Origin of the sequence: Hydrogenophaga sp. (assembly GCF_030373245.1) — a bacterium.
Classification (GTDB): Bacteria; Pseudomonadota; Gammaproteobacteria; order Burkholderiales; family Burkholderiaceae_C; genus Hydrogenophaga.
In genome coordinates this window covers 335,604-360,581 of record NZ_JAUCZF010000001.1, presented here as the reverse complement: position 1 = coordinate 360,581, position 24,978 = coordinate 335,604, and the positions used below count along the sequence as shown (strand labels likewise).

27 protein-coding genes are annotated in these 24,978 nt (G+C 66.2%); 14 read left to right on the top strand and 13 right to left on the bottom strand.

All coding sequences use genetic code 11. The annotated features are described in order from the left end of the window. Nucleotides 1-85: 85 nt before the first annotated feature. On the bottom strand, nt 86-841 hold the full coding sequence (locus tag QUV25_RS01800; protein ID WP_300860865.1) for a hypothetical protein: 756 nt from the start codon (nt 839-841) through the stop codon (nt 86-88). Beyond that, complete coding sequence (locus QUV25_RS01795) at nt 838-1,365, bottom strand: RNA polymerase sigma factor (protein ID WP_300860863.1); 528 nt, start codon at nt 1,363-1,365, stop codon at nt 838-840. The genes QUV25_RS01800 and QUV25_RS01795 overlap by 4 nt, the downstream gene beginning before the upstream one ends. A 226-nt stretch (nt 1,366-1,591) precedes the next feature. Between QUV25_RS01795 and QUV25_RS01790 the strand changes: the two genes are divergently transcribed. From QUV25_RS01790 to QUV25_RS01770, 5 genes are all read left to right on the top strand, one after another. Beyond that, a complete protein-coding gene (locus QUV25_RS01790) occupies nt 1,592-2,467 on the top strand; it encodes a hypothetical protein (RefSeq protein WP_300860861.1) in 876 nt (291 codons plus the stop codon). A 127-nt stretch (nt 2,468-2,594) separates the two neighbouring features. Continuing rightward, nucleotides 2,595-3,656, top strand: a complete 1,062-nt coding sequence (locus QUV25_RS01785) for a DUF1611 domain-containing protein (protein ID WP_300860859.1) — start codon at nt 2,595-2,597, stop codon at nt 3,654-3,656. Next, entirely contained in the window at nt 3,650-5,317 is a 1,668-nt protein-coding gene (locus QUV25_RS01780) for an ABC transporter ATP-binding protein (protein ID WP_300860857.1), read from the top strand. Before QUV25_RS01785 ends, QUV25_RS01780 begins: the two co-directional genes overlap by 7 nt. A gap of 208 nt (nt 5,318-5,525) precedes the next feature. Further along, nucleotides 5,526-6,872, top strand: a complete 1,347-nt coding sequence (locus QUV25_RS01775; RefSeq protein WP_300860854.1) for a S8 family serine peptidase — start codon at nt 5,526-5,528, stop codon at nt 6,870-6,872. After that, complete coding sequence (locus tag QUV25_RS01770) at nt 6,863-8,125, top strand: hypothetical protein (RefSeq protein ID WP_300860852.1); 1,263 nt, start codon at nt 6,863-6,865, stop codon at nt 8,123-8,125. Before QUV25_RS01775 ends, QUV25_RS01770 begins: the two co-directional genes overlap by 10 nt. A 162-nt stretch (nt 8,126-8,287) precedes the next feature. On the opposite strand, the gene QUV25_RS01765 is transcribed toward QUV25_RS01770, so the two are convergent. Continuing rightward, entirely contained in the window at nt 8,288-8,992 is a 705-nt protein-coding gene (locus QUV25_RS01765) for a DUF6065 family protein (RefSeq protein WP_300860850.1), read from the bottom strand. A gap of 71 nt (nt 8,993-9,063) precedes the next feature. On the opposite strand from QUV25_RS01765, the gene QUV25_RS01760 reads away from it, so the two are divergent. Then, nucleotides 9,064-9,555: a hypothetical protein gene (locus QUV25_RS01760; protein ID WP_300860848.1), complete on the top strand. Its 492-nt coding sequence runs from the start codon at nt 9,064-9,066 to the stop codon at nt 9,553-9,555. Between the two features lie 263 nt (nt 9,556-9,818). Next, the gene (locus tag QUV25_RS01755) at nt 9,819-10,256 is read left to right on the top strand and encodes a hypothetical protein (protein WP_300860846.1); all 438 of its coding nucleotides are present in this window, start codon (nt 9,819-9,821) and stop codon (nt 10,254-10,256) included. Between the two features lie 214 nt (nt 10,257-10,470). Here QUV25_RS01755 and QUV25_RS01750 read toward each other — a convergent pair whose 3' ends face one another. From QUV25_RS01750 to QUV25_RS01715, 8 genes are all read right to left on the bottom strand, one after another. After that, the gene (locus QUV25_RS01750) at nt 10,471-11,121 is read right to left on the bottom strand and encodes a YHS domain-containing (seleno)protein (protein WP_300860844.1); all 651 of its coding nucleotides are present in this window, start codon (nt 11,119-11,121) and stop codon (nt 10,471-10,473) included. Between the two features lie 19 nt (nt 11,122-11,140). Next, on the bottom strand, nt 11,141-12,439 hold the full coding sequence (gene egtB / locus QUV25_RS01745) for an ergothioneine biosynthesis protein EgtB (RefSeq protein ID WP_300860842.1): 1,299 nt from the start codon (nt 12,437-12,439) through the stop codon (nt 11,141-11,143). After that, complete coding sequence (locus tag QUV25_RS01740) at nt 12,436-13,065, bottom strand: methyltransferase domain-containing protein (RefSeq protein WP_300860840.1); 630 nt, start codon at nt 13,063-13,065, stop codon at nt 12,436-12,438. The genes egtB and QUV25_RS01740 overlap by 4 nt, the downstream gene beginning before the upstream one ends. Before the next feature lie 31 nt (nt 13,066-13,096). Continuing rightward, the gene (locus QUV25_RS01735; protein WP_300860838.1) at nt 13,097-13,447 is read right to left on the bottom strand and encodes a multidrug efflux SMR transporter; all 351 of its coding nucleotides are present in this window, start codon (nt 13,445-13,447) and stop codon (nt 13,097-13,099) included. Nucleotides 13,448-13,451: 4 nt separating this feature from the next. Next, nucleotides 13,452-14,279, bottom strand: a complete 828-nt coding sequence (gene phnE, locus QUV25_RS01730; RefSeq protein WP_300860836.1) for a phosphonate ABC transporter, permease protein PhnE — start codon at nt 14,277-14,279, stop codon at nt 13,452-13,454. 202 nt (nt 14,280-14,481) lie between these two features. Continuing rightward, the gene (locus tag QUV25_RS01725) at nt 14,482-15,318 is read right to left on the bottom strand and encodes an ABC transporter permease (protein WP_300860834.1); all 837 of its coding nucleotides are present in this window, start codon (nt 15,316-15,318) and stop codon (nt 14,482-14,484) included. A gap of 209 nt (nt 15,319-15,527) precedes the next feature. Continuing rightward, nucleotides 15,528-16,364 carry an ATP-binding cassette domain-containing protein gene (locus tag QUV25_RS01720; RefSeq protein WP_300860832.1) on the bottom strand — a complete coding sequence of 279 codons (837 nt, stop codon included), beginning with the start codon at nt 16,362-16,364 and terminating at the stop codon, nt 15,528-15,530. A 10-nt stretch (nt 16,365-16,374) separates the two neighbouring features. Then, nucleotides 16,375-17,202, bottom strand: coding sequence for a putative selenate ABC transporter substrate-binding protein (locus tag QUV25_RS01715; protein ID WP_300861984.1), 828 nt, complete (start codon nt 17,200-17,202; stop codon nt 16,375-16,377). A 215-nt stretch (nt 17,203-17,417) separates the two neighbouring features. Between QUV25_RS01715 and egtD the strand changes: the two genes are divergently transcribed. Beyond that, on the top strand, nt 17,418-18,422 hold the full coding sequence (egtD, locus tag QUV25_RS01710) for an L-histidine N(alpha)-methyltransferase (protein WP_300860830.1): 1,005 nt from the start codon (nt 17,418-17,420) through the stop codon (nt 18,420-18,422). Between the two features lie 32 nt (nt 18,423-18,454). Beyond that, the gene (locus QUV25_RS01705; RefSeq protein ID WP_300860828.1) at nt 18,455-18,910 is read left to right on the top strand and encodes a DUF302 domain-containing protein; all 456 of its coding nucleotides are present in this window, start codon (nt 18,455-18,457) and stop codon (nt 18,908-18,910) included. Between the two features lie 77 nt (nt 18,911-18,987). On the opposite strand, the gene senA is transcribed toward QUV25_RS01705, so the two are convergent. Beyond that, entirely contained in the window at nt 18,988-20,271 is a 1,284-nt protein-coding gene (gene senA, locus QUV25_RS01700; protein WP_300860826.1) for a selenoneine synthase SenA, read from the bottom strand. Here senA and senB point away from each other — a divergent pair. From senB to QUV25_RS01675, 5 genes are all read left to right on the top strand, one after another. Continuing rightward, on the top strand, nt 20,270-21,265 hold the full coding sequence (gene senB, locus QUV25_RS01695; protein ID WP_300860824.1) for a selenoneine biosynthesis selenosugar synthase SenB: 996 nt from the start codon (nt 20,270-20,272) through the stop codon (nt 21,263-21,265). The genes senA and senB overlap by 2 nt on opposite strands. A 296-nt stretch (nt 21,266-21,561) precedes the next feature. Next, nucleotides 21,562-21,708: a hypothetical protein gene (locus QUV25_RS01690; protein ID WP_300860822.1), complete on the top strand. Its 147-nt coding sequence runs from the start codon at nt 21,562-21,564 to the stop codon at nt 21,706-21,708. 36 nt (nt 21,709-21,744) lie between these two features. Then, nucleotides 21,745-22,860 carry a phospholipase A gene (locus QUV25_RS01685; RefSeq protein WP_300860820.1) on the top strand — a complete coding sequence of 372 codons (1,116 nt, stop codon included), beginning with the start codon at nt 21,745-21,747 and terminating at the stop codon, nt 22,858-22,860. Nucleotides 22,861-22,864: 4 nt separating this feature from the next. Then, nucleotides 22,865-23,329: an isoprenylcysteine carboxylmethyltransferase family protein gene (locus QUV25_RS01680; RefSeq protein ID WP_300860818.1), complete on the top strand. Its 465-nt coding sequence runs from the start codon at nt 22,865-22,867 to the stop codon at nt 23,327-23,329. 17 nt (nt 23,330-23,346) lie between these two features. Then, nucleotides 23,347-24,042, top strand: a complete 696-nt coding sequence (locus tag QUV25_RS01675) for a haloacid dehalogenase type II (RefSeq protein WP_300860816.1) — start codon at nt 23,347-23,349, stop codon at nt 24,040-24,042. Nucleotides 24,043-24,144: 102 nt separating this feature from the next. Here the strand turns inward: QUV25_RS01675 and QUV25_RS01670 are convergent, their stop codons facing one another. After that, the gene (locus QUV25_RS01670) at nt 24,145-24,948 is read right to left on the bottom strand and encodes a DUF4399 domain-containing protein (RefSeq protein ID WP_300860814.1); all 804 of its coding nucleotides are present in this window, start codon (nt 24,946-24,948) and stop codon (nt 24,145-24,147) included. Nucleotides 24,949-24,978: the final 30 nt, after the last annotated feature.

The following is a 24,978-nucleotide window of genomic DNA, read 5'->3' as shown; positions in this document are numbered from 1 at the left end:
GCCTTGCGACTGCGGCGGTCCGGAAAGAAAACTGTGCCGACAGACCGAGCAACGAGTCGGGCCGAACTTTGTGCGCAAGCGCGCGTCAAGGCACTTTTGCCCATCCTCGTTGAAGCGCCTGCTCCTCTTGCTCTGGCGTGAAGGCCTGGCCCAGCCGCAGGCTCTCCACCATCGCACCCATGGCGTCCGCTTCGCCGCTGGCCGTGGCGAATGCGGGCGGTGAGGCCTCGATGGACTGAGCCGGTCCGTGGTCCAGCAGCAGTCGGGTGACCCACTGCTGGCCATCGCGACAGGCGATTCCATGCGCGGCCCGGCCGCCAGCGGTCTGTTCGAACTCGCGACAGACAAAGCCTTCTTCCGAAACAAAGCTGGCCAGTGGCATGACCTGCGTTTCGCCGACCCGGAGCACCTGGCCGCTGGGAACGGTCTGCAGGGCCTGAGCCACCGCGTCGGCGCCGGGGGCTGTGCTGCCGCCCAACCACTGGCCACCCAACACCCCCACCACCAGCGCCAGCGCCACGCTGGCGGCCGTGGCCAGCGAGGGCCAGTACCAGCGGTCGTTGGCCGCTGTGCGTGAAGGTGGGTGGATCGGTGTCGGTGGCGCGATGGCCACTGGTGGCCCAGGATGCCGCCGGATGGCGTCGATCAGGCGCTGCGGGACGGGCTCGTCGAGCAGGGGATCCAGACCGGGCGCCAGCTGCGATCGCGTCTGCCGAAAACGCTCCACGATCGCCTGACCCTCAGGATCATCCTGCAACTCAAGCTCGACCTGCTTCGCTGTCTGAGCGTCCAGCTCGCCATCGGCGTAGGCCATGAGCTGTTCAATGTCGTGGGTCTTCATGACCGGCTCTCCGTGGTGTTGGGGCGACGCAGCTGAGCGGCATCGAGGGGCTGTTCCTGGAGCAGCAGGCGCGCACGCGCCAGGCGGCTCATGACGGTACCGACCGGCACCTGCAGGATGTCGGCCGCCTCCTTGTAAGAGTGTTCTTCTACACACACGAGCATCACGACCTCCCGGTGCTCTGGTCGCAGCGCCTGCAGCCGGCGGGAGACCTCGCTGAGTTCGTCTCGCCGTTCTGGCAGGTGGTGGGCCTGCTCGTCTGCTTGCAGCTCGAGCATGCTTTCATCGACGGTTTCTCCGCGCACGCGCCGGCTGCGAAGCCGGTCGTACCAAAGGTTCTGAATGATTCGGTACATCCAGCTGTCCAGCCGGGTGCCGGGTGTCCACAGCTCGGTTCGGGTGAGCGCTCGCTCGCAGGCTTCCTGAACCAGGTCGTCTGCGTCCTCCCGATGGCTGGTCAGGCCGTGGGCAAAGCGCCGCAATCGCGGCAGCAGCGCCACCAGTTCTTCGCGCACATCGCTCATTGGTCAAAGGTTCCATGCAGGTGACAACGGTCGGGATCGCGCTTTATTCCCAGGGCGTATCCAGGCCAACAAGTATGCCCGCCACGTGTGACCCCCTCCATGCCTATGCTGGCCAGGGAAGATCTGTAAGCAAGTGCAAAACCGCAGGGCTGGGCGGAATAGGCGGGAGCCAGCTTCGTTGTCAGCGCAATACCCGATCACACGGGTGAGCCCTTCGGAGAAAACCATGCACGTCCATTCCGCTGCGCCACCGGCGCCCAGCAAAACCGAACCCCCTGAGGCCAGCCGCCTGCAGCCTGGGCTGCACCATCTCAGCGCTCCCACCCACAGCCTGAGTGCCTGGCTGGCGGTGCCCGAGCACTTGAATCCCTCGCTCTCGCCGTTGGTGGCGGTGCACGGTGTGCGCCGGGGTGCAAGAAACCAGGCCAGGCAGTTCATGCAGGCCGCGCATGAACAAGGGCGGCTGGTGATCGCGCCTTTGTTCGACACTCACCACTGGTTTGGCTATCAGCGCATCCTCGCGCAAGGTCAGCGGGCCGACCTGGCCTTGTTGCGGTTGCTCGAATCGGTGAGCTTCCAGCTCGGCGTTTCCACCCGCCAGGTGGCCCTGTTCGGGTATTCCGGTGGTGCTCAGTTCGCGCACCGCTTTGCCATGCTGCACCCTCACCGCGTCGCCCAGCTGTGCACCTGCGCAGCCGGCTGGTACACCTGGGTGGAAGCGGGAGCAGGCGCGTTTCCGCGCGGCCTTGAGGCCAGCGCACGCCGGCGGCTGAGTCTTGGCGAGGTGGCAGCAGCGAACCTGGGTCGCTTCCTGCAGATTCCGACCTGGGTGACCGTAGGCGCGCTGGACAACCAGGCCGATGCACTCACCCGCCGCGATCCCCACCTCGATGCACTTCAAGGCAGCCACCGCCTGAAACGGGCGCAGCGCTGGGTTCAGGCGCTGCACAGCGCGGCGGCCTCGCGCGGCATGCAGGCCTCTGCGCAGTTGCATGTGCTGCCCGATGCCGGCCACGACTTTGGGCAATGCATGCGCTCCGGTGCGCTGGCGCAGCTGGCCTTGCCCGCCCTGGCGCCGGCCCGATTGCGGCTGGCGGCCTGAAGTCTGTCGGTGCACGCCAGGCGATTCGCTTTCCGTTCCCGTTGCAGGTCACCCGGCACCGTTTCCTCTCGTCCCCTTTTCGTTTTCCGTCAACTTTCTTGACTCTTTCAACACCTGGAGGCTTCCCATGAAAAACGAACAAACCCGCATGCTGCAAAACACGCTTCAAACGGCCAAATGGGCCTTTTCCACCCGCCGTGTTCAGCGCACCGACGCCAGCCAGCTGAGCCACGATCTCGCGCAGGCGGATTCGGGCGACCTGGTGCTGGGTCGCGTGCTGGCCGTCGGCGCCCACCCGCGCCTGCAGCTCAAGGATGGCCGCCCTAGCGACCTCTACGAAGGCGACCTGATCGTGGTGGCGTGCGGCGCCCGCTACGCCAGCGACCAGTTCGAGGGCATTGCTGTGCTCAGCGACGAAGGCGCCGACCTGCTGGCCGGTGGCGGCTGCCTGGGACAGATGCGCCAGCGCCACGCCAAGATGAAGATGCCGACCCGCGTGCAGGTGATCGGACTGCTGCAGGATGCAGATGGCTGCACCCTGAACCTGGCCCGCTACGCCACACCCCTGGCCGCACCCAGCGGTGTACTCACCGTGATCGGTGTGGTGGGTGCCTCGATGAACGCTGGCAAAACCTCGGCCGTGGCCTCGCTGGTGCACGGTCTGGAAGGCGCAGGCTACCGAACCGCTGCCATCAAGGTCACCGGCACCGGTGCCTTCGGTGACTGGAACGCCTACGAAGACGCGGGTGCCAGCTTCGTGACCGACTTCACCGACGCCGGCATGGTCTCGACTTACCTGCAACCCGTTGAACGCCTGGAGCAAGCGCTGCAGCACCTGCTGGGTGCTGCCGAACAGGCTGCATGCGAAGTGGCGGTGGTCGAGTTTGCCGACGGGGTGCTGCAGCGAGAGACCGCTGCTTTGCTCGAAAAGCCTGAGGTGCGCGGGCAGTTCGCTGGCTTCCTCTACGCCACGCCCGATGCGCTGGCCGCTGTGGGAGGCCAGCTGAGCTTGCAGCGCCTGGGCATCCAACCCGCTGCGCTGACGGGTCTGATCAGCGCCTCCCCGCTGAACGCGCTGGAAGCTCAGGCGGCCACCGGCCTGCCGGTGCTGGCGCGCGAGGCGCTGCGCGACCCCGCCCAGGCCGCCAGCCTGTTGCACAGCCTGTCCGCCGAGGCCGTCGCGTGCTGAAGGTCGCGCCACAAGCCAGACGCGAGCTGCCCGCCGTGTCGGCCGACGGGCGCCGCCCCCTGTGGCTGGCGTTGATCGGCCTGGCGCTGGCGCAGGCCCTCATGGCCGGCCTGCTCGCTCTGGGGGTGCGCAACGCGTTTGTGGCGCTGCACGCCGGTGACGCGCTGCCCTGGGGCGCCCTGGCACTGATCGCAGGCATGGGTCTGGGCATCGCACTCACCCGCTGGGCCGAACAGCTCTGTGCCGAGTCGCTCAGCCAGCGCTACGTGTTGGCGCTGCGCCAGCGACTGTTTGCGCACATCGCTCGCCTGTCGGACGAAACGCTGACCTGGCTGCGGCGCGGCCATTTGCAGCAGCGGCTGGCTGGCGACATGGGTGCGGTGCGCGTCTGGGTGGGCAAGGGCCAGGCGCACGGGCTGTCGGCTCTCGTCACGCTGCCCATCGTGTGCGCGCTGCTGGCCGTTTGGATGGCTCCGGCGCTGGTGGTCGGGGTGTTGCTGAGCGTGCTGGCCGGTTTGTTGCTGATGGTGGTGATTGCGCGCGATCTGCCGCGCGGCCAGGGTCAGTTGCGCCGCGCGCAGGGGCGGCTGCATGCCTTTATGGGTGAGCGGGTGCCCCATGCGCAATCCTTGCGGCTGGCGGGACGCATCAACCGGGAAAGCGATGCGCTCGCGCGACTGGGTAACCGGCTGCGCACAACGGCCATGCGCCACCAGCGGCGCGCAGCGGCCATGCGCGCCATGCCCGACCTGGTGCGGGGCGTGGCGGCGGCGTGGGTGCTGGGCGCCGCTTTTCTCGTGGGCGCTCCCCCCGCCGACGCCGCCGCCACACTGGCTGCGGTGGGCTTGCTGATGCCCGCGTTGCGCGATCTGGCCGGGTTCTGGGAGCGTCGCACGGCCTGGCGGCGCGCGCGCGTGCGCCTGCTGGCGCTGCTGGCGCGACCCACCGTGCCCGCTCTGGGCCGTGCCGCGGAAATCCCGGCGGATGCAGGTGCCCTCATGGTGTGGCACGCAGAGGGACCGTTGGCATGGCACTTCGAGCTGCTGCGCCACAGCAGGGTGGTGCTCAGCGGCGCGTCTGGCACGGGCAAGAGCAGGCTGCTGCGCGCCCTGGCCGGGCTGGGTGCGCCTCCAGGGGGACAAATGGTGCGCGGACCCGCGGCCCGAAGCCGACTGCGCATCACCTGGCTCGGTGCGCGCGTACCGCTGCTGATGGGCAGCCTGCGGCGCGCCCTTACGCTGGGGTGCCGCCAGCGTCCAGGCGATGACAAGATCATCAGCGTGGCCACGGCGTTTGGATTGCAGGGCTTGCTGCAACGGCTGGGCGGGCTGGACGCGCGGCTGGCGGAAGATGGCGCGAACCTGTCGGACACCGAGCGGCGCCGTCTCGTGCTGGCGCGTGCTGCGCTGTCGGGTGCAGACCTGGTGCTCATCGACGAGCTGGACAGGCTGCTGGACGACACCACGCGCGCCGCCTGGCAAGACTGGCTGTGCAGCACCGAGGCCACCGTGGTGTATGCGAGCGACGACCCGGACTTGCAGCGGCTGGCGGACGCCCGTTGGGAACTGCTGGAGGAAGGTGGTTCATCTGGGCCCATGGTTTTGCGCAGTGCTCAGACCATTCGCCATGCAGGCGGCGATAGACTGTCCACGCCTCGATGACCTGCGTGGCGTGAACAGGCCGTGGTGTTCTTTCTCGCAATTCACTTGCCCATGAAGCCGCGTGTTCACACCCATGACAGCCATGAAGGCCCCACCGAAAGCACCAGCGATCGCTGCGGTTCGCGCCATGCCCGGGTGTGAATCCACCGGTTTCAGTTCAGGTCACTGTGTGCGGGCCAGGACACCAGACAAACAGGAGTGAATGGACATGACGAACCAACACCGTCGCGGGCTCTTCGCTCGCGCATGGCTGCTGTACCTCGTGCTCGCGCTCGCGCCGATGCTCTGGGCACCGGGGTGGTCCACTGGCGACGACGCGATACCTGGCCAGGCCTGGGCCCAGGCCGGTGACGATGACGATGACGATGACGATGACGATGACGATGACGATGACGATGATGACGATGATGACGATGATGACGACGACGATGGCGGATCGTCCTATTCCGCGTCGGCACCAGTGGCTACCATGGCGATTGCCAGCGTGGATGGTGGCAATGCCGTGCAGGCCGAGGTGCTGGGCGTCGACCTGAGCCGAGGCCAGATCAGTCAGGCGCTGCAGCGTGGCTTTTCAGTCATCCAGTCCGCGTCGCTGCGTCAGAGTGACATCAGCTACACCCGCCTGGCTGTGCCCAGGGGGCTGTCGGAAGCGCAGGCGGTGGCGTTGCTCAATGCGGAAGTGGCTGCGAACCGGTTCGACTTCAACCACGTGTACCGGCTCACCCAGCCAGCCTGCAAAGGCCAGCGTTGTCTGGACCGCAGCATGGTGGCCTGGCCGCTTGATCAGGCCGACCGTTGTCGCATCCGCGCACGTGTGGGCATGATCGATTCCGGCGTAAGCCCGCAGATATCGGGCGTGGCCAGCGGCCGGTTGTTGCAGCGCAGCTTTCCTGGCGGGAAAGAAGCTTCAGACAGCGACCACGGAAGCGCCGTGGCGGCTTTGCTCGCGGGACAGGGTCACGGCGGGATCGGCCTGCTGCCCTACAGCGAGCTGCTGGCCGCCGATGTGTTCGTCAAGAGCTCCGACGGGCGCTTGAGTGCCTCGGCTTCGGCCGTGGCCGAGGCGATGAACTGGCTGGTCGCCCGCAAGGCGCAGGTGATCAACATCAGCGTGGCCGGGCCGGACAACCTGCTTTTGCAGAAATCCATGGCTGCGGCCAACCGCCAGGGTGTGGTGGTGGTCGCCTCCGCGGGCAACGGTGGCCCGCGTGCGAAGCCCCTTTTCCCAGCAGCCTACCCGCAGGCCATCGCCGTGACCGCGGTCGATGCCCGGCGGCGCCTGTACGCCAGCGCCAATCGGGGCGAACACATCGCCCTGGCCGCGCCGGGGGTTTCGGTGTTTGTGCCAACCGCTGGCGAAGGTTCCTACCGCACTGGCACCTCGTTTGCGGCGCCCTTTGTCACCGCCAGCGTGGCGGTCTTGCTGAGCCAGCAAGAGCTCACACCGAACGAAGTCAAGACCAGCCTGCAAAGCTCGGTGGTCGATCTCGGTGTGCGCGGCTACGACCCGCTGTATGGCTGGGGCCTGTTGCGCGCGCCAGCCAAATGCCAGTAGACCGCAGATTGCTCAGGCTGGCGCTGGCGTTGCTGCTGGCGTTGCGGTTGGGTGCGACCTGGAGCGGCGAGCCGTCGCAGCGGGTGGAGTGGCCGCTGGAGGCGCGCATGCATGCGGCGGCGTCTTATCTGCATGCGCAAATCGGGTCGAGCGGCAAGATGGTCTACTTGCGCAGTGCCACAACGGCGCAGCCGATCCCGTCGACACGGTACAACCTCTTGCGCCATGCGGGCACCTTGCTCGCGCTGGCCGAGTACCACGCCGAATTTGCTCCCAGTCGCGAGCAGCGCATCGCCATCCAGGCGGCTTTCGGGTTTCTTCGCAGCTGTTGCCTGCGCCCTTCCCGCAGCGGAGCGAACGATCTGGCGCTCTGGTCTGAGCCCGAGGTGATTGGTGGACAGCGCTCGTACCCGGTGGCCAAACTGGGCGGCGCAGGCCTCGTGCTGGCGGCGATGGCGCGCTGGCGGCCGATGGATCCCGGTGGTGTTGAGATGGCCGAGATGCAGGCGCTGGGCAACTTCATTCTTTCGATGCAGCGCTCAGATGGGTTGTTTCACTCGCTTCATGCACTCGACGAGGGCGAACATGATCCGGCGTGGGTGTCGCTCTACTACCCGGGGGAAGCTGCGCTGGGTCTGGTGCTGCTGCATGAGCTGGACGGCGACGCCCGCTGGCTGGAAGGTGCGGTCGATGCGCTGCTGGCACTGGCGCGTGAGCGGGAGGGACAGGCCGTACCTCCGCCAGATCACTGGGCACTGGTCGCCACCGCCCAGCTCCAGCGGGTCTCGCCAGCAGCACTTCAGGCGGCTTTGCCCAAGGGTTTCAGCTGGCAGCCAGCCACCGGGATTCTGGGTGTCGAGCGGCTGCTGACCGACCACGCCCTGGCCGTGGCCCAAGGCATGGTGGCAGAACAGCGGCCCGGCGAGACACCGGTTTGTGCCCAGGGTGGATTCGGGGCTGATGGTCGCACCACACCGGCGGCAACGCGGCTTGAAGGGCTGCTTGCGTTGCTCGCATTTCTGCCAGCGGGTGAGCGCCACGCCCAGGTCCACACAGCCGTCGAGGCTGGCATGCGTTTTCTGCTCGACGCGCAGCTACAGAGCGCCCCTGTGAAAGGCGCTTTCAGCCGCGTCACGCCCAGCTGCTTTTCAGCCGATCCTCGCGCCAGCGAGATCCGGATCGACTACGTGCAACATGCGTTGGCGGCGATACAGGCCTACCGAGCTTTGCTTCGCCCATCCCGATTGCCCTGATGCGAAGCCGCACCGTCGGTTTGGCCGTGAGACCGGGAAGTGCGAACGAAACCGAAGTCCTTGACCAAGGGCGGTGATGACCGCCTTGACCGGGGTGTCGACTTCAGCACGCCCGCTCAGTAGCGATGGAACGCGCAAGGCGCGCGCCAGCAGGCGCGCACTTCAGCGGCGCTCTCTGGCTTCCTTGCGGTACCAGCCTTCGCCCGCGCCGGTCGCGCGCTGGATGCGCTGCCGCTCGGCCGCCTCGGCGGCGGTTTCGGCACGGACCAATCCGGGCAACTGCAGATCGTCGCGGCGAAACGGAATCACCTGTACCAGCGGCGTGCCTTTCTCCAGCGTATACAGGCCATCGGGCGCGGTGGCAAAGAAGGGGAAGTTGATCAGAGACGTGTACTCGTCGGTGTCCACGATGCCCGCAGCGATTTCGATCACCCCGTTGGGCTGGTTCATGGGCGGAACGAACAGGCAGCTCCAGCCCTTGGGCGTGCGGATGGTCCAGTGGTTGTGGAACTTGCAAGGGGGGCGCGGCTGCATCGGGTGGCCGTTGACCTGGTAAGCGTGGTGGTTGCTGACCATGGTCTTGTCGAAGTCCCAGCCGGTGTCCACCGTCTGCCCGTTGTCACGGATGTCGATGCGCACCGTGGCCGCCAGCGGCAGGATCCAGCCGGCCATGAGGGCGTCCAGGAACGGCATGCAACGCTTGACAGTGAGCGCGTTGTCGGTGGTCGACAGGTGGTGCTTGTCGACCGGTGCGAGGCGACGAAACCATTCGGGCATGGCCTCGCGCGCAGGGACGGGCGCCGCGATGACGCCCAGATCTTCAGGTGCGCAGAGGAATTCGATGGGAGCAAGGTCTGAAACGGACATGGTTGGGCCTCGAAGGGAAACGGCGGCGCGGGCCTGCAGGACAGCACGCCAGCCGTGTCGATCAGTTGCTGGTGTTCGAGCTCGAATTGGACGAACTGTTCGAGCCCGAGTTCGAAGAGCTGTTGGAGCTGGAATTCGAAGAGCTGTTCGAAGAGCTGTTAGAGCTGGAGTTTGAAGAGCTGTTTGAGGAGCGGTTGGAGCTGGAGTTCGAAGAGCTGTTCGATGAACGGTTCGAGCTGGAATTGCTCGAGCTGTTGGAGCTGCGGTTGCTTGAGCTGTTCACGCTGGAATTGGAGGAGCCGCGAGTGCCCGCGCCAGCGCCGTCGCGGCCGCGCCGCTCGTTGTCCAGTCCGATGCTGCGAGCCGCGGAGGTCAGACCCCGCTCCCAGGCGTTGAAGAAGCCGTGCACCGGTGTGAGGGCGCGGCGTTCGTCCTTGGCGTCGTCTGCCTGCGCAGCGGTGACACTGAGCGCCCCCACCATCGCTGCCGTCACCAAAGCCGTGTGTTTCGTGTTCATGCTGTACCTCTCTTGCGTTGATCGTCAGAAGATGGAGTGCGCGTAACCATTCGGTACGGTGCTCCGCGAAGACACCAGGTTCGACATTTGCTGGTCGTAACCGGTGTGCACTGACAACGATTGGCGAGGCGGGCTATTCCATCGTGCTTGTAAGCATTTGTCCGCATTTGCCGTTGTGCAGCCGTGGCAACCTTTCATGCGGCGAAGGCGCTTCAAGTCCCATGCATCTTTGTTTCTTCGGAATAAATCCTGAGCTGGTTCGTTCTCATGTCAACAGGTCACGTTGGCCCGCTACAGAGAACCACCACCATGCACTTCTTCAGTACCGTCGCCGACACCTTCGCCCAACGGCTGAAGCAAGCATCGGGCAAAGCTGGCAACCCTTCTACGCTGGGGCATATCCGCCAGGAAATGCTCAGTCTGCTTCCGGCCATGGGCCACAGCCTTGAATGCGATCGCGTGCGGAGGCATCTGCTGGTCGCCTCTGACGTCAGGAGCCTGTGGTTCTTGCGCACCAATCTGCACCAGCAACTGTCGCGGATCTGGGGCGAGCGGATCGCCATGCAGAAAGTGAATGCGCTCTGGCCCCTCTTCGAGGGGCAAATTGCGCCGTCTTTGCTGGGGAAAAGGCCGGCGAGATTCCGCTGTCCAGGAGACCTGGGAACTCCCTCCCTGGAGGCGTTTGCTCGCCAGCAAGCGCCTCGCAACCGGGCGCTGTCAAATGCGAGTGCTGGCGCCTGGAAGTGACCGGAGCTCACGCAGCGGCATGGGCTGTACTGGGTGCGCTCAGGCCAGCGACGCCGTTCGAGGCCTGTGCAGTGCCCAAGCCCCCGACTTCGCCATCGTTTCGGACTTGGCGAAGTTCAGGTTCGAGATCCGACCAGCCACCCACTTGACCACGCGCTGCGGTGTTGACCAACCGAGTGCGCCTGCGCAGTCTTCGGCAAAAATCTCCCCTGCCTCAGGGCGCGGCCGGCACCACCTGGGGTTGCCCCGGCATCACCGGCAGTGTGCCCGCGGCCAGTTTGGCTTCCCACTCGGCCTGCAGCGCGCCGTCGCTCTTGTAGTGCGGCACGCGGAAGATCAGGCGTTTGTAGCGCACGAACACGGCGTTGGAGCCAGCGATTTCGTCGCGCCAGAGCTGGTGGGCGAGTTTGAGGTTTTCCTCGGTGGCCATTTCAAAGTGGTCACGTGAGGACTGGCCACCGAACACGTAGAGCTTGCCGCGGTAGATGCGCCAGGTGTTGGGGCCACCGCCCGCGCCCCAGGGCACGGCGTAGTTGATGCCGTTGGCGCAGAAGCCGCCGAACTGCGGCATGTACTGCGTGGGGTCGCGCAGAAACAGGGCCTGGTTTTCGGCACTGGCGAAGCGCCAGGTCACGCCCTGGTGCTCGCTCTGGATCGCCGGGTTGCCCAGCACGGCGGCGTTCTGCGTGAAGTAGGCGACTGGGTCGTAGCCCAAGAGCATCAGGCGCTCGGCGCCAGCGTCGCTCATGGTGCGAAACGGCGGGCCCTGGTCGGCGTTGCCAGCTGCCTGGGAGGTGGCGGGCAGGCCGGTGCCGAGCAGGGCGGCGCTGCAGAGCAGGGACAAGAGGGTTTGGCGTCGGTTCATGGAGATCTCCTGGGGTGGATCAGGCGTCGCGCGCCAGGCGCAGGCCGCTGAATTGCCAGCGGGCGTCGGTGGGGAAAAAGTTGCGGTAGCTGGTGCGGATGTGGCTGCGTGGCGTGGCGCAGGAGCCGCCGCGCAGCACCATCTGGTTGATCATGAATTTCCCGTTGTACTCGCCCACCGCGCCGGCCCAGGCTCGGTAGCCGGGGTAGGGCAGGTAGCTGCTGGCGGTCCACTCCCAGACGTCGCCGCCCATCTGCAGCAAACCGGCGCGGGCGCGCGGTGGCGGCATGGGGTGCAGCGCGCGGCTCTCCGAGAAGTTGCCGTGTTCGGTCCAGGCAGCGCCCGATGCTTCGGCGGCGTGTTCCCACTCGGCTTCGGTCGGCAGGCGGATCGCCTCGCCGTCTTGCGCGCTGCGCCAGCGGGCGTAAGCGTCTGCCTCGAACCAGTTGATGTGCACCACCGGGGTGTGGGGGTCGATGGGCGCGCGCCCGTGCAGGGTGAAGTTGGTCCATCCCCCGTCGCCATCGGTCTGCCAGTACAGCGGTGCTTGCGCGCGCTGTGCCAGCACCCAGTCCCACCCGGCTGCCATCCACCAGCGCGCATCGGTGTAGCCGCCATCCTCCATGAAGGCCAGCCACTCGCCGTGGGTCACCAGCCGGTTGGACAGCGCGTAGGGCGCAAGCAGCACGGCGTGACGCGGGAGTTCGTTGTCGAACGAAAACCCGTCGCCCTTGTGACCGATCTGCACCGTGCCGCCAGCAAAACCGACCCATTGCGCGGGCACGCTGGCCACGCTGGACAGCGGCCAGGGCGCTCGGTACACCGGCGCCAGCGGGTTCTGCGCCAAGAGGTGCTTGATGTCGGTCAGCAGCAGTTCCTGGTGCTGCTGTTCGTGATGCAGGCCCAGCGTGACGAGCTCGGCCAGCTCGTCGGACGCGGGCCGGGCGAGCAGCGTCGCCATGCGCGCATCCACCTGTGCGCGGTAGGCCTTGATGTCGGTGAGGTCGGGACGGGTGATGAGGCCGCGCTGCGGGCGAGGATGTTGATCGCCCACGCCCTGGTAATAGCTGTTGAACAGCACCCGGTACGCCTCGTGAAACGGCTGGAAGTTCGCTTCGAATCGCTCGAGAATGAAGGTCTCGAAAAACCACGTGACGTGGGCCAGGTGCCATTTGGTGGGGCTGGCGTCGGGCATGGACTGGACCTGGCAGTCGGCCTCGGACAAGGGCGCGGCAAGGGCCAGCGTTTGCGCGCGCACCTCTGCGTAGCGCTTTGCCAGCGGGGAGTCGGGTCGGGATTGTGGGACGGGTGCGGTCATGATCGGTCTCCTCGATAGGTGGCGCTGGCGATGTAGCCCATGCCCCATTGCGTGCTTTGCCATTCAAAGCCGTCGCAACGCTCGGCCACCAGGCTCCAGGGCGACCAGAGATCGGCCGCCCTGGCGTTGTACGGTCGGTTTTTGAGCCAGGCCAGCAGGTTCAGCGGGCCGGTCCACCACGGAAAAAACTTGATACCGGCCATCGCCACGCGCGCGCCGGGCTTCACCTGGCGAAAGATGTTGGCCACCGCCTCGGGCGTGCGGCAGATGTCGTGCGTGTAGTTGAACAGCACCGCGTCGGCCAGGCCCGGCAGCACCACGGTTTCGGCTGGCTGGTTGGTGTGCCACACATTGGCCCAGCCTTCCTTCTCCACCCGCTGCTGCCCCACTGCAAACATCTCCGGGCTTTGTTCAAAGCCCAGCACCCGCCCTTGTTCACCCACGCCCTGGCGCAGCAGCGCGTAGCTCAGACCGGTTCCAGCACCCACATCGAGCACCGTCTGGCCGGGCTGCAGCTTGAGCAGCGCGATGGTGCGCCGGCGCAGCGGCATGGTGAACTCGGCCGAGGCGTCGTAGCCTGCCGCCTTGGTTCGGTAACGTTCGATGGAGAGTTCGTTGTCGGTCATGTGTGCATTCGTCGCTCAATGCGCCAAGACCTTACGCTGACGGGATGCGCGATGCCGAGTGCAGGCCCAAGACGCCGATGACGATCAGGCCGATGCTCACCAGCTTGATGGCCGTTGCCGGTTCTTTGAAGTAGTACACACCGATCAGCGCGGTGAGCACCGTGCCCACGCCCGACCACACGCCATAGACCACGCTCAGGCCGAGCACCCGGATCACCAAGGTGTTGAGCGCAAACGACATCGCATAAAAGACGAAGATCAGGATCGAGGGCGTGAGCCGGGTGAAGCCCTCGGACAGCCGCATGCAGGTGGTGCCTGCGACTTCGAGCAGGATGGCACCGGACAGCACGGCCCAGGCTTGGGCAACGGTGAGGTTCAGCATGGTGTTATCTCGTCAAGAGGCGGCGCGACAGGTTGCTCAGCGCGTCCACCAGTCCCACCAGCAGCAGCATGGCAGCCAGCACGGTGGCGGTTTTGTTCATTTGAAACAGGCCCATGTGAAACGCCAGCAACTGGCCCAGCCCGCCTGCGCCGACCACACCCAGAATGGCGGCGGCGCGGATGTTGTTCTCCCACCGATAAAGCGTGTAGCTCAGCAGTTGCGGCAGCACCTGCGGCAAGGTGGCAAACAGAAACACGCGACCGTTGCCAACGCCTTGCACGCGCAGCGCAGCGCCCGGGCCAGCGGGTGCGTTCTCGATCGCCTCGGCAAACAAGCGACCTAGCACGCCGCTGGTGTGCAGGGCCAGCGCCAGCGTGCCAGCGAAAGGCCCCAGTCCGGCCGAGATCAGCAGCAAAGCAGCCCACACCAGCTCGGGGATGCTGCGCAGGGCGTTGAGCACCAGGCGAGTCGGAGCACGGGCCCAGGCCGCGTCGCCACTGTGCAGACGGCTAGCGGGAAGAGCCAGTGCCAGACCGAGCGCGGCCGCAAGCAGGGTGCCGAGCGCCGACATGGCGAGGGTTTCCCAGGCGCCAATGGCGACTTTGGTGACGAACTCGGGCGACAGGTCTGGCGGAAAAAACTCCGCCAGAAATCGGCCCATGCTGCGCGCCGCATCCAGCGAAAGAAACTGTGCCCACTGCAAATCGAGCGACCAGAAGCTCGCCACGATCAGCACCAGCAAGCCAGCTACGAACCAGCAGGCCTTGCAGCGCGCACTGAACAGCGGCGGCGGTAGGCGGTAGACCTCGTTGGCAGAAACCGGTTTGGTCATGGCTGAAACCCATAACGCATGGGAGAAAACCAAACCAGTCTCCGGAGCGCGTGCCCGATGCAGCACACACCGCCGAATCGGCTTCGCCGGGCGGCTGGTGTGGTCCCCCATCCCGCAGGAGAGGGGGGAAGACGCGAGGCGGCGCAGGCGGGAGTTCGCATCCTGGGGAAAGACGCGAAGCGGCACAGGGGGGAGCTCCCCATCATCCGAGTGCCTTGCGCAACCACGCGCTGACCTGATCAGCGAGCGCCACCAGCGCGATGAACACCAGCAGCAAAGTCGCGACTTCGCCGCCGTTGAACATCTTCATCGAGTTGTCCATCTGCTGGCCCAGGCCACCCGCGCCCACGAAGCCCAGCACCACCGAAGAGCGGATGGCGCATTCCCAGCGGTAAACGGTGTAGCTGGTGAGCTCGGCCGCATTGGTCGGCAGCAAGCCATAGAAAAAAGCCTGTAGCCGGCCCGAGCCATTGCGCAGCAGGTTTTGTGTCGCCTGGGTTTCGCCACTTTCCAGGATTTCGCCATACACCTTGCCCAGCATGCCGCCGTAGGTGAGTGCAATGGCCAGGACGCCCGCAGTCGGCCCCAGGCCGACCACGCGAACGAACACCAGCGCCCACACCAGCTCGGGGATGCTGCGCAGGAACACCAGCAGCCAGCGCACGCCCTGGCGCAGCCAGGCCGGCCCGCGCGCCATGGTGCCCGACAGCGCCGAGATCGACAGCACGCGCGTCGAGAGCAGGGTGAATGGCACCGCCACCACCAGCGCCAGCGTGAGGCCGGCCGTGGCCATGGCGACGGTGCGCCAGGTTTCCTTCAGCACCAGGCCCATGAACTCGGCGTTGAGCGTGAGCGGCCAGAAACTGCCCAGGAACTGACCGGTGACCTGCAGGTTGCGCGGCTCGAACAGGATCCAGGGCTTGAACTCGGTGGCCACACCCAAGGGCCACAGCACCACCAGCAAGGCGCTGATCCAGAACAGGCGCCCGAGCCAGGCTGGATCGCGATCGGGGGCGGAGCGCAAGAGGTGGGTGTTCATGAACGCCGATCACGCACAGGCACAAAAGCCTGCGATGGTTTGGCCAATCGGCAACCGGAATACCCGCACAGCGAAAAGCCTGTGCGCTTGCGGAGCGCGTGCCTGCCGCAGGGTACCCGTGGAACCGGCTTGGCCGGGCCACAGGGTGTGTCTCCCCTCCCGCAGGAGAGGGGGGAAGACGCGAAGCGGCGCAGGGGGGTGTTCACCATCTAACGGCAGTGCATCACCACCGGCTGGGGCGCGGCGGCCTCCTCGGGCACGGCTGTTGACGGCACCTCGCCGCGCAGCTCGTGCTCAAACTGGTCGTAGAGCGCCGCCAGTCGGGCGCGCGTGACCTGATCGGCCGGCAGGTCAAATGCCACCTGGCCGTCGCGCAGGCCGATCACGCGCGGGAAATGTGCCAGCGCCATGTCCACCTGGTGCAGTGTGGCCACCAGCGTGACGCCGCGTTCGCGCGCACCTTGTACCAGCGTGTCAATGGCCTGACGCGAACGGGTCGGGTCCAGCGCCGAGAGCGGCTCGTCGATGAACCAGGCCTTGGCGGGCGCCAGCAGCGCACGCGCAAGACCCACGCGCTGGCGCTCGCCGCCCGAGAGTCGGTCGACGCGCTCAAACAGCTTGTCGGCCAGGTCGAAGCGGTCCAGCGCGTTGAAGGCGGCGGGAATGTCGCTTGGGTAGAACAGGGAGCGCAGGCTGGACAGCAGACCCATGGCCGGCAGGCGTGCGGCGAGCACCGAGGTCACCACGCGCTGACGCGGTGGGAGCGGTGGCACCTGCGGCGCCATGAACAGCTGGCCGCGCAGGCGCTGCAAGGCGCTGCGCGAGAGTTGCCAGGGCGTGACTCCGTCGAGCCGGAACACACCACTGCTCGGTGGCAGCGCGCAGGCCAGCACCTGCATCAAGGTGGTCTTGCCAGCGCCCGAAGGACCGATCACGGCCACCTGCTCGCCATGACCGATGCTCAGCCGGATCGACCGGATGGCCGGTGACGCTCCCGGCCGCGCCGCAGGATGGCGCGCAGAGGCGCCGTCAAGTTCGATGTTCAAGCCACCGCGCTCAAAGCAGGCCGGCCGACTTGGCCGCGGTCTCCAGGCCTTTGTAGTTCTCTGGCTTGGTTTCCAGGTAACGGGTGGCGCGGTTGAGCTTCAGGATCTCGGCCTGCTCGGGCACGCTGGGCGAGAGCGCGAGCAGCGCGGCCTTGACCTTGTCCTGCATCGCCTGTGGCATGTCGGCGTGCACCGACCAGTTGTAGTTGAAGTAGCCTGGCGTCGTGAAGAACACATCGACCGCCTTGGTGTCAACCTTGTTTTCGTTGACGAACTTCTTCCACACCGTGACGTCCAGCGCTGCTGCGTCCACCTTGCCGCTGACCACCGAGGCGATGGTGGCGTCGTGCGCGCCGCTGTAGGCGATGCGTGCGAAGTCCTTCTCGGGGTTGATGTTGGCCGCCAGCAGGAAGCTGCGTGGCATGAGGTGGCCGGAGGTGCTGCTCTGCGAGCCAAACGAGACCTGCTTGCCCTTCATGTCGGCCAGGCTCTTGATGCCGGAGCTGGTCTTGGCGATGAAGACCGACTGGAACTTCGTGTCTTCCTCGCGCTGCGCCAGCGGCACGATCTTGCCGCCTGCGCGGATGTTGGCTTGCACGTAGGTGAAGCCGCCCAGCCAGGCCAGGTCGACCTTCTTGTTGACCAGAGCTTCCACCGCTGCGGGGTAGTCGCTCACCGGGGTGAACTCGACTTTCACGCCAAGCTGCTTCTCCAGGTAGTTGGCCAGCGGGGTGAACTTGCGCATCTGTTCGGTGGCCGCTTCTTCGGGGATGGTGGTGACGCGAAACACCTGCTGGGCCTGCGCGGCGGTGGCGGCGCAGAACAGCGCGCTCACCATCAGGGCTTTGAAACGGATGGTCGGATTCAGACTGAACATGGGGGGACTCCTCGGTGGTGACAGACAGACGGGCAAAGAAAGTATTAAAACCTGAGAATGCCTTTGAAGTGGCTGGTGGGGATTGGGTGAAATCCCCTGTAAGAAATTTTCGCCAGCACCGACTCCCTCCATGGCGCTCTCACGCCCCTACCTGCAGGCCCGCCTGCGCGCCTCCCATGTCCCTCGAAACACCGCAACCCCACTTCATCCAGCTCCACCAGCACGATCAGCAGGCTGTTCGGGCCGAATTGCTGACCGGCCTGGCGCAGATGCCGGCGCGCGTGGCGCCGAAGTTCTTGTACGACGCGCTGGGCTCGCGCCTGTTTGATGCGATCACCGAGCTGGCCGAGTACTACCCTACCCGCACCGAAGCCCTCATTTTTTCGCAGCGCGGCGGCGACATGGCGCGCTGTATCGCACCGGGTTCGGTGCTGATCGACCTGGGTGCCGGCAGCTGCGCCAAGGCCGCGCGCCTGTTTGCGCCGCTGCAGCCCGCAGCCTACGTGGCAGTGGACATTTCGGTGGACTACCTGCGCGCCAGCCTGGGTGCGTTGCAGCAGCGTCACCTGGGCCTGCCGATGCTTGGGCTGGGGCAGGATTTTTCCAGCGAGCTGGCCCTGCCCGAGGCAGCACTTCGCTGGCTGTCCACCCAGGGCGCGGCCGCTGCGCCCCGCACCGTGTTCTACCCCGGGTCGAGCATCGGCAATTTCACGCCGCCCGAGGCCTTGAAGCTGCTGCGCCAGGCGCATGCGCTGTGCGTAGGGGGTGGTTCCGGTGGCGGCCTGTTGATCGGTGTGGATCGTGTCAAACCCAAGGCGGTGCTGGAGCCAGCCTACGACGACGCGCTGGGCGTGACCGCTGCTTTCAACCGCAACCTCCTGTTGCATGTGAACCGCGTGCTGGGCGCCAACTTTGATCCTGCGCAGTGGGACCATGTGGCGCTGTTCGATGAAGCGCAGTCGCGCATCGAGATGCACTTGCAGGCCCGTTCAGCGCTTGCCGTTCAATGGCCGCAAGGCGAGCGCCGCTTTGCAGCCGGGGAGCGCATCCACACCGAGAACTCTTACAAGTGGACGCCCGAGGCCTTTGCTGCCCTGCTGAGCGAGGCGGGCTTTGCCCCTGCCACGCAATGGACCGATTCGCAAGGCTGGTTCAGCGTGTTCTGGGCGCCAGCGACCTGATCTGTTTTCTAACCCACCCAAGGAGATTCACCATGAACGTTCGCCAAACACTGGTTGCCACATGGATGCTGGCTGCCAGCATTTCGCTCGCCCAAGCGGCCGACGGCCTGATCGCGGTCAAGAGCCCGCACAGCGCCAAAGCCACCATGGACAAGTTTGAAGCCGTGGCCAAGGAAAGGGGTCTGAACGTGTTTGCCCGCATCGATCACGCAGCCGGTGCGAGCAAAGTGGGCAAGAGCTTGCGCGCCACCGAGGTGCTGATCTTCGGCAACCCGCAGGGCGGCACGCCGTTCATGGAATGCGCGCAGTCGGTGGGCATCGACCTGCCGCTCAAGGCCCTCGTGTGGGAAGACGCATCTGCGCAGGTCTGGGTCGGTTACAACGACCCAGCCTGGATCGCCAAACGCCACGCGGTGGAGTCCTGCCCGGTGGCCGGCAACATCGCCAAGGCGCTGGCCGCCATCACCGAAGCCGCGGTGGCGAAGTAAGCCTTGGACCTGGGCGACCCGCGAAGCGGCGGAGTATGGGGGCGCTGCGATCCGCCGCCGGGCCGCCCCAAGGCGGATCAGCCCCCTCGGGGGGCAGCGACCCGCGAAGCGGCGGAGCGTGGGGGCAACATCACCACACTGCGAAAGCCCGACACGATGTCGTTGCGTTCGTGGGGGAAGAAGTTGCGGTACTTGGGGTGGCGCATGCGCGGCACGGTGGCCGGGCTGGCGCCCTTGAGTACCGGCCTGCCGTCGAACCAGGGGCGCGAATAATCCACGTAGGGGTGGGCGACGAAGCCGGGGTAGGGCGCAAACGGGCTGCTGGTCCATTCCCAGACCTCACCCCAGGCGAAGCCCTCGGCGTTGTGCGCAGCGCTTTCCCATTCGGCCTCGGTGGGCAGTCGCCGGCCCGCCCAGCGGCACCAGGCCTCGGCCTCGAAGGCCGTCAGGTGGCACGCGGCCGCCTCCATGTTCAGCGTCTGCCAGCGCCCGTGGTGCTGTTGTTCCCAGCCTTCGCCAGTCGAGCGCAGGTAGCGGGGCGCGGTGACGCCGCTGCGCGATACCCATTGCCAGCCAGCGTCGCTCCAGCAGGCGCGGTCCCGGTAGCCACCCTGGTCGACAAACGGGAGGAACTGCGCCCAGCGAACCGGCTGGGCGTCGATGTCAAACGCGGCCACCGGCACGGCGTGTGCAAAGAGTTCGTTGTCGAACAAGAAACCGCCGGGCGCACTGCCGAGTGTCCAGGTGCCGCTGGACAGGTGCAGCGTCGGCGTGGCGCGTATGGTGGCTGGTGGCTGGTGGGCGGCCTCGCCGGGGTCAAAGCCCAGCGTCTGTGCCATGTAGACGGCGGCCTCGGCGTGCATGTCTTCGTGGAACAGCGCGAGGCGGTGGAAATACAGGCCCTGGTCATTGTCTTCGGCGGTCTGCAGCAGCGCCAGCGTATCGGCCAGGCTGGCCTCCAGCAGCGCTCGCGTTGCAGCGGCATCCGGCAGCTCGAGCTGCCAGCGGTGGTCGTGGGCCACGGTGCTGGAGTTGTAGAGGCTGTCGCTGCGAGCACCGCGTGCGGGCTGGTGTGGCTGGGTCCGCGGCACATCCGGGTCGGCCTGTGCGCCCAGGTGGCGCTGCGGGTTGCGGGCGATCCACCAGTCGGCAAACCAGCTCACGTGGCCCAGTTCCCAAAGCGGCAGGTTGAGTTCGGGCGTGCATGGCACGCGCAGCTCAGGGCCGAGCGCAGCCTCGTAGGCTGCAAAGAGGCGCAGCGTGCGCGCACGCGCATCGAGCAGCAAAGCCTCCAGCGTGGCTTTGTCTGCGCGGCGCGCCGCCCGTGCTTCGGACACAATGCCTGACCCCATCAAGCTCATGCAAAAACCTTCTCTCTGTATCGTCACGCCCGCGCTGGCCGACGCCAACAACGGCAACTGGCAGACTGCACGCCGCTGGGCGCAGCTGCTCTCCGGTCATTATCGGGTGCACCTGAGCAAAACCTGGTCCGGCGACAGTGCGCAAGATCGGCAGACCGACGCGTTGCTGGCGCTGCACGCGCGCCGTTCGGCCGACTCGATCGCGGCCTGGGCCCGCTTGCGGCCCGGACGCGCGCTGGTGGTGGCGCTCACCGGAACCGACCTGTACCGCGATATCGCGCACGACGCCAACGCGCAGCGCTCGCTCGCGCTGGCGCACCGCCTGATCGTCTTGCAAGATCAGGCGCCGCGCGATGTGCCCGAGGCCTGGCGCGACAAGTGCCGCGTGGTGTTCCAGTCCAGCGCGCGGCGGCGCAGTTTGGAAAAGACCACGCGGCACCTGCGCGCGGTGGTGGTCGGTCACCTGCGCGAGGAGAAGTCGCCGCAATCCATCTTTGAGGCCGCCGGTTTGTTGACGCCTGAGGAAGGCATTCGCATCGATCACCTGGGCCAGGCTCTGGACCCGGCGCTGGGCGATGCAGCGCATGCCACGCAGGTCGCCTGTCCACACTATCGGTGGCTGGGCGGCGTGCCGCACGGCGCCGCGCGTGAGCGCATCCAGCGTGCACATGTGTTGCTGCATCCGAGCCGAATGGAAGGCGGGGCACACGTGATCATCGAGGCCGTGCAAAGTGGCACGCCGGTGCTGGCCTCTGAGATTCCCGGCAATGTCGGCATGCTGGGATCGGACTACGCGGGCTACTTCCCGCCTGGTGATGCCGCGCAGCTGGTCGCGCTGCTGCGAGCCTGCCGTGCGGGCATCGGTCAGCCGGAAGGCTCGCTGGCGAGACTGCAAGCGCAATGTGAAGCACGATCTCCTTTGTTCGAGCGCGCCTCCGAACAACGCCATCTGTTGCAGGCTCTGGCCGGGTTGCCTGGCACCGCAGAGGTGTAGGCCTGGTGCCCGGACGCCGGTCCATCAGACCAACCTGGACCCACTTCAATGGGTCTCGACTTGAACGCATCCACCCCGCGGCGACCCAGCCGCGGCTGATCAGTTTCTCGCAAGGCGGCGGCTGCGGCCGCTAGATCGCGCCAGGCTTGCATGGGCGAAATCCTCAAGGGCGCCGGCGCCATGCCCATGGCAAGGAATTGCTGGTGGGCGTAGAGACTGCCGACCACGCTGCGGACTTCCTGCTCCACGGCGAGCAGGCGTTCATGGCACCGCCGACTTTTTCTTGCCTATCGTCGATGACCCATCTGCACCACGGTTTTCCTGCCTCGGCCGATGTCCGCGAGATCCGGGCTTCGCGCAGCGACGGTGTTCGCCTCAGTGTGGACTTGCGCGGGCTCGTTCTGGCGCCTGAACCGCTCTGCAACAACGGTTGCGGTGTGTGACAGCGCCACGGCGTGCACCTGAAATAACATACACGCATGAAGCTGTTGCCCCTGTTGCTGCCCGTTGCGTTGCTGGCCGCCTTGCCCCCCACCCATGCCAACGACTGGTTGACTTGCGCCGGCATCAGCGACGGCACCGAGCGCCTGGACTGCTTCGATCAGAAAGCGAAACAGTTTGCCAACCCGGTTCAGCTGCAAAGCCCGCCGCCCGTGCCCTACACCGTCCCTGCGACCGCGTCGCCTGAGCCGCCAGTGGCCTCGGCCGCCCAGCGCGCCGAGGCGCAGCCCAGCGAAATCACGCGTTTCTGGGACCTCGAGCACGCCACCGCGCGCGACAACTTCGAGCTGCGCGCTTACCGGCCGGTGTCGCTCAGCGTCGTGGGTGGTCACCCGGTCAACACCTTGCCCGACTCGCCCGCGCCGGGGCGCACACCCAGCGAAGCTAGGCCTTACCAGCCCGGCGAGGTGAAGATCAATCTGAGCGTGCGCACCAAGGTCGCCAGCGGCCTGCTGCGCGGCGGTGATGACCCGTTGCGCGATTCGATCTGGTTTGGCTACACCCAGCAGAGTTACTGGCAGCTTTTCAACGGCGAGATCTCGCGTCCCTTTCGAAACACCGACCACGAGCCTGACCTCACCTACGTCTTTCCTCACTTCATCGCCTTGCCCGGCGGCTGGACCTACCGGCTCAGTGCAGCCGGTGTGGTGCACCAGTCCAACGGCCAGAGTCTGCCGCTGTCGCGCAGCTGGAACCGTGCTTTTGTGATGGGTGCCGCCGACAAGATCGCCGACAACGGAGACCGCTTCACGCTGCAGGCCCGCGTCTGGCGGCGCATGGATGAAAAGCCAGACAAGGACGACAACCCCGACATCAGCGATTTTGTGGGCCGTGGCGAGATCGTGGGCCGCTGGAGCTTTGACAGCGGTGTGGGTACCGACAAAACCTTGCACACCCTGGGCCTCGCGCTGCGTCACTCGCTGCGCTCCAGTGGCCGTGGTTCGGCGCGCCTGGACTACCTGCGCAGCATCGGCCGAGCCGACACCGGCTTGCGCTTTCACGCGCAACTCTTCAGCGGCTATGGCGACAGCCTGATCGACTACAACCGCAGGCGCACCGTGTTTACCGCCGGCCTGAGCCTGGTCGACTGGTGAGCCCATGAACACCCACGTCCTGGATATCCGAATCCCACCGCCGGTGGTGGCGCTCATCGTGGCGCTGTTGATGTGGAACGCGTCGGCCTGGTGGCCGGTGCTGGATCTGCCCGCATGGCGAATTCCGTTGGTGCTGTTGCTGGTGGCTGCGGGCGCCGCGCTGGACCTGTCTGGCTTGTGGGCCTTTCACCGCGCCAAGACCACGGTGAACCCGATGAAGCCCGACAAAACCTCCAGCCTGGTGAGCAGTGGTGTCTACCGCCTCACGCGCAACCCGATGTACCTGGGGCTTGCGTTCTTTCTGTCCGCGGGCGCAGTGATGCTGTGGTCTCCGCTGGCGCTGCTGGGGCCACCGGCTTTCGTGGCCTACATCAACCGCTTTCAGATCAAGCCGGAAGAACGGGTGATGCGCGAGCGCTTTGGTGAGGCCTACACCGACTATTGCGCCCGGGTGCGCCGCTGGTTCTGAACCCGGTCGAGGCCGACATGATGCAGCCCCAGGTACTCGCTTTCGACATTTTCGGCACCGTGGTCGACTGGCACGGCAGCATCGCGCGCGAGATCGCGGTCATCGATCCCAAGGTGGATGCCGATGCCTTTGCGCTCGCCTGGCGCGCGGGCTACCAACCTGCCATGCAACGGGTGCGCTCGGGAGAACTCGGCTGGACCCGCATCGACGATCTGCACCGCTTGATTCTGGACGGCATCCTGCCGCGTTTCGGCCTCGACCATCTGGACGAAACGCAGCGCCGCGAGCTCAACCGCGCGTGGCACCGGCTCGATGCCTGGCCCGATACGGTGGCGGGGCTGACCCGGCTCAAGCGCCGTTTCACGATCTGCACACTCTCCAACGGCAACATCGGCCTGCTCACCAACATGGCCAAGCGCGCTGGGCTGCCCTGGGACTGTGTGCTCTCGGCCGAGGTGTTCCGTGCCTACAAGCCCGACCCGCGCACCTACCTGGGCGTGGCTGAGACATTTGATCTGAAGCCCTCGCAGGTCATGCTCGTCGCCGCCCACCAGGACGACCTGGCCGCGGCCCGCGCCTGCGGCTTGCAGACCGCCTACATCGAGCGGCCGCTGGAATTCGGCACAGGCCAGCCCAAAGACGTCTCACCCGATCCGGCGAACACGCACCACGCGCGGGATCTGGAGCAGCTGGCGGATCTGATGGGGTGTTGAGGCTCGCGAGTCGACCCCCACCGCGCATGGCGTTCAAGTGGCGTCACCCTTGAACCTGACTTTTGGCGCCAGCACGTGGCCGACCGTCGCCGAAAAGGCGTCTCAGCGGCCCACCACCTGCACTTGCGCCGTGGCGGGCTCGATCACGTCGGTGCGGCCGGTGATGTTGTCCACCCAAAGCAGCTGCAGGCGGTAGGTGCCGGGTGGAGGCGAGAGGTGCACCTCGGTCTGGCCGTTGGTGTAGTTCAGGTCTGCGTTGCCGCTGCCACTGGTCGAGGTGACCTGGAGCTTGAAGTGGCCGGTATCAGGCAGTTGCTGGTCCAGTCGAGCCACATTGAGTTTCGAGGCATGGAACTGCACCCGGAAAGGCGCGCGCACTTCGCCCGGTGGCAGCATCAGGCTGATGCCTGCGGTCTGCAGGGACTTGGGATCGGAAGGGTTCTTTTTGGTGACGGTGATCCTGGCCGGCTTGCTGTACACGAAGTGCGGCAAGTGTTGCTGGTTGGCCAGCAACATGCGCAGGGTGTAGGTGCCTGGTTCGAACGTCAGCACGGTCTCCATCTGACCGCCACCGAAGTGAATGTACTGGTCATTGAACGGCAGCGCTTCCTTGAAATTGAGGGGCAGGTCTCGGTTCACCAGCAGGTGGTGATGGCCCGCCTTGCCGCTGGAGGGCTTGGCCACGGGTGCGAGTCCCCAGCCGCCCGAGAGGCCGAACTTCAGCACATAGGGGGTTTCGATCTGATCACCGTCCTTGAGGTTGGTGAAGTAGGCGTCGGCTTTCAGGCGCGGTGTGGGCACTTCCCAGGGATGCAGGCCGGATGCGGTGGCGGTCTGGGCCAGGGTGAGCAAGGGGGCCAGCGCCGCGGCAGCGACGACCAGGGAGCGGAATGAACGTGGGGTCATGGAGCTTCTGCTTTGGGTGTGACAGCGGAC